General features: G+C 53.5%; 5 protein-coding genes and 1 pseudogene (1 of these 6 running past the window's edge). 2 read left to right on the top strand and 4 right to left on the bottom strand.

Annotated features, from left to right (window positions below; all coding sequences use genetic code 11):
• Positions 1–988 (top strand): annotated as a pseudogene (locus INT22_RS12360) (SulP family inorganic anion transporter); it begins 768 nt to the left of the window's first position.
• 79 nt (positions 989–1067) lie between these two features.
• Positions 1068–3077 carry a RecQ family ATP-dependent DNA helicase gene (locus tag INT22_RS12365; RefSeq protein ID WP_193068296.1) on the top strand — a complete coding sequence of 670 codons (2010 nt, stop codon included), beginning with the start codon at positions 1068–1070 and terminating at the stop codon, positions 3075–3077.
• A 4-nt stretch (positions 3078–3081) separates the two neighbouring features.
• Here the strand turns inward: INT22_RS12365 and zigA are convergent, their stop codons facing one another.
• From zigA to INT22_RS12385, 4 genes are all read right to left on the bottom strand, one after another.
• The gene (gene zigA, locus INT22_RS12370) at positions 3082–4308 is read right to left on the bottom strand and encodes a zinc metallochaperone GTPase ZigA (protein WP_193068297.1); all 1227 of its coding nucleotides are present in this window, start codon (positions 4306–4308) and stop codon (positions 3082–3084) included.
• A 126-nt stretch (positions 4309–4434) separates the two neighbouring features.
• The gene (locus tag INT22_RS12375; RefSeq protein ID WP_193068298.1) at positions 4435–4710 is read right to left on the bottom strand and encodes a TIGR03643 family protein; all 276 of its coding nucleotides are present in this window, start codon (positions 4708–4710) and stop codon (positions 4435–4437) included.
• Positions 4711–4831: 121 nt separating this feature from the next.
• Entirely contained in the window at positions 4832–5446 is a 615-nt protein-coding gene (locus tag INT22_RS12380) for a class I SAM-dependent methyltransferase (RefSeq protein WP_193068299.1), read from the bottom strand.
• Positions 5447–5518: 72 nt separating this feature from the next.
• On the bottom strand, positions 5519–6346 hold an 828-nt coding region (locus INT22_RS12385; protein ID WP_193068300.1), incomplete at its 5' end, for a helix-turn-helix domain-containing protein.

Here is a 6346-nt window from a genome sequence, read left to right on the forward strand (position 1 = left end):
CGGCTTGCCTGCCATTACGCTGCCTAGCCTAGATCAGTCGCTATGGCTTGGCCTGCTACCTGCCGCTTTATTGATCAGTTTGGTGGGCTTTGTAGAATCGGTATCCGTGGCGCAAACCCTGGCGGCTAAGCGCCGCCAGCGTATCGATCCTAATCAAGAACTCATCGCTCTTGGGATGGCCAATTTGAGCGCTGGCGTCAGCGGTGGTTCGCCGGTTTCAGGTGGGTTTTCACGCTCGGTAGTGAACTTTGAAGCGGGCGCGGCAACGCCGTTGGCCGGGGCATTTACCGCCTTAGGTATTGTGCTTTCTACGCTGTTGCTCACGGGTCTGCTGGCCTTTCTGCCGACGGCGACATTGGCCGCTACTATTATCGTCGCCGTGGGCACATTGATTGATCTGCCCGCAATAAAGCGCACTTGGCAATACTCCCGCAGCGACGGCGTGGCAATGGTGACGACCTTGCTTCTCACCCTGCTGCACAGTGTCGAGGTCGGAATTATCAGCGGTGTGGTGCTGTCACTAGGGCTGCACCTGTACCGCACCAGCCAGCCCCATAGTGCCGTGGTGGGGCGGGTGCCGGGCACCGAACATTTCCGCAACGTGAAGCGCCATGAAGTCGAAACCGATCAGCATGTGGCCATGCTGCGCATTGATGAAAGCCTTTACTTTGCTAACGCTCGCTACTTAGAAGATACCGTGATGGCGCTGGCTGCTCGTTCCCCTTCGTTAAAACATATTGTATTGACCTGCCAGGCGGTGAATGTGATTGATGCGTCCGCGCTTGAAAGCTTAGAAGCTATTAACGGCCGGTTAAAAGATGCTGGCGCAATGCTGCACTTGGCGGAAGTGAAAGGCCCGGTGATGGATCGCTTAACCAACACAGCGCTTTACCGCGAGCTAACAGGGCAGGTGTTTTTTACCACCTTTGAGGCTTGGCAGGCGCTGGCTCTCCCCGCACAGAATGAAAAGCCGCACCCCTGCACTTAATGGTCGCCGTTGATTGGAGAAAATGACGTGAACGCGTTAGCTTAGCCCTAACGTATTGACGACACTCCAGGGAACGGCCATGACCTCGCTATCACCGCAGCAGACGCTGAAGGCAGTATTCGGATTTGATGATTTTCGCGGCGGCCAGCAGGCGGTGGTGTCCAGAGTGTTGGAGGGGCACTCCACGGCGGCGATTTTTGCCACCGGGGCGGGGAAGTCACTCTGTTATCAGTTGCCTGCACTTCATCTTCCACACCTGACGCTGGTGGTATCGCCGCTGCTGGCACTAATGCAGGATCAGCTCGCTTTCTTGGCACGCCATGGTGTTGCAGCCGCCAGTATTGATTCCACCCAAGATCGCGCTACGACCCGTGATGTGATGGGGCGCGCCAAAAACGGTGAGCTGAAAATCCTCATGGTGTCGGTGGAGCGGCTTAAGAACGAGCGCTTTCGGCACTTTCTACGCCAGGTTCAAATATCGCTGCTAGTGGTTGATGAAGCGCACTGTCTCTCTGAGTGGGGACATAACTTCCGCCCCGATTACCTTAAACTGCCCGATTATCAGCGTGAGTTTGCTATTCCCCAGGTGTTGCTACTGACTGCCACGGCCACGCCAGCGGTTATCGCTGATATGCGTGAGAAGTTCTCAATCGTACCGAAAAATGTCATTACCACTGGCTTTTATCGCGCTAACTTAGAGCTTCTGGTGGTGCCCGCCATGGAAAATCGTCAGCAACAGCTGATTGATTGGCTTATGCCACAAATGCCGCCTGGCAACGAAGCGCCTACGATTATTTACGTCACCTTGCAGCAAACTGCCGAGCAGGTGGCAAGTGCGCTGGCCGCCCAGGGGATTACTGCCCAGGCGTACCATGCGGGGCTGGATTCAGCCCGCCGCGACGACATTCAGCGCCAGTTTATGAACGGCGAATCGCCCTGCATTGTGGCTACCATTGCCTTTGGTATGGGGATTGATAAAGGCAATATCCGCAACGTTGTGCACTTTGACCTACCTAAATCGATTGAGAATTACAGTCAGGAAATTGGTCGGGCAGGGCGCGATGGACTGCCTTCCACCTGTTTAACCATTGCCGGACGCGATGGTCTGCGGGTGCTGGAGAACTTCGTTTATGGCGACACGCCTGAGTACGCGGGTATTTTGCGCTTACTGGAAGAAATTTCATCAGCCGGTCAAGCGCCAGATCGCCAGTGGGAAGTGCTGCTCAATACACTTTCCCGAGATAACAATATCCGCCTGCTGCCACTTAAAACGCTACTGGTGCGGCTGGAAATGCACGGCATTATTGCGCCGCGCTTTGCGTTCTTAGCCGAGTATCGGTTGCGCTACCACATTGAGCCTACTGCCTTGGTGGGGCGCTTTGAAGGAGAGCGGGCGGCCTTTGTACGTTTGTTAATCGACAATATTGCTATTGCTCGTACTTGGGGGACGGTGGATTTTGAGCGACTGCATCAGGCTGGGCAGGCACAGCAAATTGATGCTTCCCGTGCCCGCGTCATTACCGCGCTTGAATATTTCCAAGATAAAGGCTGGCTGACCCTGGAAGGTAAACGCATGACCGATGTGTATGAAATTTGTCAGCCGGAATTTTCGGTCGAGGCGGTGGCGAGCCAGTTGTTTAATGAATGCTTACATCGGGAGCGAATCGAAATTGAACGGTTGCACTCCATGCTGGCACTGTTTGAGTCGCAAAGCTGCCTGACTCGGCGGTTAGCTGAGCATTTTGGGGATACCACCTTTGATGGGCCACTTGATACCGAGCAGGGCCGCTGTGGCCACTGTTCGGTATGCTACGGCAACCCGGTTCGGCTACCGGATGCGACGCCATTAACCGCGCTGTCTGAGAATGATTTTATCCGCTATGCCACACCGCTGATTGAACGCCACACCGAACAGTTCGGCCAGCCGCCCAACGCCCAGCGGTTGGCGCACTTCTTATGCGGTTTAACCATGCCGATTTTTACCCCACTCAAAGCCCGCGGCCTTAACGGCTTCGCGGTCTTTGAGCAGCGTGCCTACCCTGAAGTGCGGCAGTGGGCGGAGCGCTGTTTAGCTAGCTCCGGCAGTTAAAGCATTACTCCCAAGCGGGGAACGGATCGGGGAGCTGCTTCCAGGCTTCCATACCTTGTAATAGCTCAGCTTCGCTTAGCAGGCAGGCGTCTAGTGCATCACGCATCTTGGCTTGGTCCAAGTTCTGGCCGATAAACACCAGCTCCTGGCGCATGTCGCCAAACGGCTCCTGCCACTTTTCCATAATGAACTGGCGAGTTTCAGGATCTTCCGGCCAGTTAGCTTCGGGGATAGCTTTCCAGAACACGCCCGCTGGGCCGTGATGAGCAATACCACCTGCTTGGCTCCATTGGCCTGCGAAGCGAGGCCGAGTAGCAAGCCAGAAAAAGCCTTTCGAGCGTAGCAGCCCTTTACCAAACCACCCTTCATTGAGTAAAGCGTGGAATTTCTGCGGGTGGAAAGGGCGGCGAGCGTGGTAGGCAAAGCTGCCAATACCGTACTCTTCGGTTTCTGGTACATGCTCGCCACGCATCTCTTTTAGCCAACCAGGCGCTTGCTGGGCGCGCTCAAAATTGAACTTGCCAGTATCAAGCACCTTCTCTAGCGGCACGCCACCTTGAGTGATGGGCACCAGCTCTGCATCAGGGTTTAGTGAGCGCAGAATCGCCGTTAGCGCATCAAGCTCTTTTTTATTGATCAGATCCGTTTTACTGATCAGTAATACATCACAAAACTCGATCTGGTCGACCAGCAGGTCCGCGACGTTACGTTCGTCGTCGTCACCTAAGCTTTCGCCCGCTTCAGCGAGGCTCTGCGCTTCGCGGTACTGCTCAAGAAAGTTGGCTCCATCGACAACAGTGACCAGCGTATCAAGGCGTGCAACGTGGGAAAGGCTCTGGCCGCTTTCATCTTCAAAGGTGAAGGTTTCCGCCACTGGTAGCGGTTCGGAAATCCCAGTGGACTCAATCACCAAGTAATCAAATTTACCTTCTCTGGCCAGTTGGCTAACTTCTTCTAGCAAATCTTCACGCAGCGTGCAGCAAATGCAGCCGTTGCTCATTTCTACTAACCGCTCTTCAGAACGGTTCAGCGCTACCTCGCCATCTAACGTGGACTCGCCAGGGCCGCCACGCACTAATGCACCGTCGATATTGACCTCGCTCATATCGTTGACAATCACCGCGACGCGACGACCTTCGCGGTTAGCCAAAATATGATTGAGTACGGTGGTTTTACCTGCACCTAGAAATCCTGAAAGCACGGTGACGGGCAGGGGAGAAAACACGGTCATTGTGAATGCACCTCTAAGCGGGTTTTTATAAACGGTGTTGTGTTATGTGATAATATAACATTTATTCGGCGATTAAAAAGACCTACTAGAAAATGGCATCCTCTGATTTTTCGTTGCAAATGGTGATTAGCGCTTATATTGCGTTGGGCAGTAGCCACGCAAAATATCCGGCGATCGCAAAGCCGTATGCTTCGTCGTACGACCAGTAACACGCTTGCGCCACAGTCGAAACGAGTCTGGCTTAAGCTGGTGGCGCATTACCTCTATGACGTCCGGCTCGCCTAGGCCAAACAGAGTGTCGATCGCTTCAAACGGAGTGCGATCTTCCCAAGCCATTTCAATCACGCGGGACTGCTCTTCTTCGGGTAAACGACGGAAGCGTTTCACAGCTGCTTTAGGCATTGGTCACCTTACATATTGATGAAGCGTGCAAGTAACGGGTGGCTATTAATTGTACCAGTATTGGACGTTGTTGTTTCGTATGTACTGGTATTTTGAGGAGATGTGCAGTTGTGAGAACAGTTTACTTTATTGCTAGAAGTGCGCGAAAAAGGCCATTCATCAATACGGGTTCGTCGCGGCGGATGTTGAAGCCTGCTTGTTGAAGCAGTGGCGTTGCCTGGCGGGTGATGTCGGTCGCGATCAATGAAGTAATGACGTTCAGTGCTCGCCGACTTGGACCAGCAATGTGGGTGTCGGGTTGAAATTTATCCATAACACAGAGCTGCCCGTCGTTTTTCAGTACCCGGTGCGCTTCGGCTAGTCCCTGTTCAGGATTGGGCATCACCGCCAAAATAAGATGCATCACAACGACGTCAAAATGCTCATCTGGGTAGTCCAGTGCAGCAGCATCCATTACACGACATACCACGTCACGTTGCGCATGTTCCGCTCGCTCACGGGCTCGCGTCACCATCGCGGGGGTTAGGTCGGTTAAATGGATTTCTAATTCGCGCGGTAAATAAGGCAGGTCTAAGCCGGTGCCTGCACCCACCAGCAGCACTCGCATGCCGGGTTCCCAGTCAACTTGGTTAAGCGCACTTCTGCGGGGTTTACGAAACGCTTTAGTCGCCACCAGATCATAGATTGGTGCGTAAATGCTATAGCGCAAGCGATTCCAGGCGGTGGTATTTACCATAGGGTCTCTACCTCGATATAGGATCGTTGCCTCGACAAAAGATCTTTACCTCGAAAGGGATGCCGCGCACGCTCAATGAATCGCGTTTAACGTCTGCGAAGGGCTTTCGCCAAACTGTTGCTTGTAGTCATGAGCAAATTGCCCCAAATGCCAAAAGCCCCAGTAGGTGGCAATTTCAGTCACTGTTTGGTGGGGCTCTGCGCTGCGCAGAGCACGACGTACTCTATTCAGCCGCGTTAAACGTAAAAACTGCAGCGGACTAATACCCAGGATAGACGTAAAACTGTATTGCAGCGTACGCCTACTGACATGAGTTAGCTCGCATAACGTTTCCATGGTGACTGGACCTTCCAGGTGCTCATCAACATAGCGCTTCACCCGGTCAACCACTGCTTTTCGATGAGGATAGCTGGGAGGCAATTCATGGCTTGTTTGGTTGGCTTTTAATACTTCCATTAGGCCTGTTAGCAAAATATCTTGATGAACGTTTTCAGCGATGGGGCCTTGTTGATTTGAGAGTAAGCGTTCAAGTAAAAAAGACACAGCATGCAGAGTTTCAGGCGCTACCCGGCGGCGGGGTGAATCTTGCCACTCATGATCAAGTATCACCCCCTGTCGCTGGGCGGCAGCCTGTAATAACGGCATACGTATCACTAGTCCATAGATATCAAACGCCTCGGGGGTTACCAGCTCAAAATCACGACCGCCGGGGTGACACATCACCTCATGTTCTTCCAGCGCCTGCCCATTAATTCGTGACCCTGGTGCCTGAGTGGGGATGCCCAGCCAGAGAGAGTCAGCCCACACTCGGCAGTCTTGTCGCAGCGCTTGCCCGGTATGTTCTTTAAACACCTGCATGGCGGGTAACTCAATTTCATCTAGTCGCCCATAAAAGCGGCC

The sequence above is a fragment of the Halomonas sp. 3D7M genome (assembly GCF_014897885.1).
In the GTDB taxonomy this organism is placed as follows: domain Bacteria; phylum Pseudomonadota; class Gammaproteobacteria; order Pseudomonadales; family Halomonadaceae; genus Vreelandella.

Coding starts and splice junctions, on each gene's coding strand:
- INT22_RS12375 (WP_193068298.1), bottom strand. CDS start 4,710: ATGCCTAAAGCAGCTGTGAAACGCTTCCGTCGTTTACCCGAAGAAGAG.
- INT22_RS12380 (WP_193068299.1), bottom strand. CDS start 5,446: ATGGTAAATACCACCGCCTGGAATCGCTTGCGCTATAGCATTTACGCA.
- INT22_RS12365 (WP_193068296.1), top strand. CDS start 1,068: ATGACCTCGCTATCACCGCAGCAGACGCTGAAGGCAGTATTCGGATTT.
- zigA (WP_193068297.1), bottom strand. CDS start 4,308: ATGACCGTGTTTTCTCCCCTGCCCGTCACCGTGCTTTCAGGATTTCTA.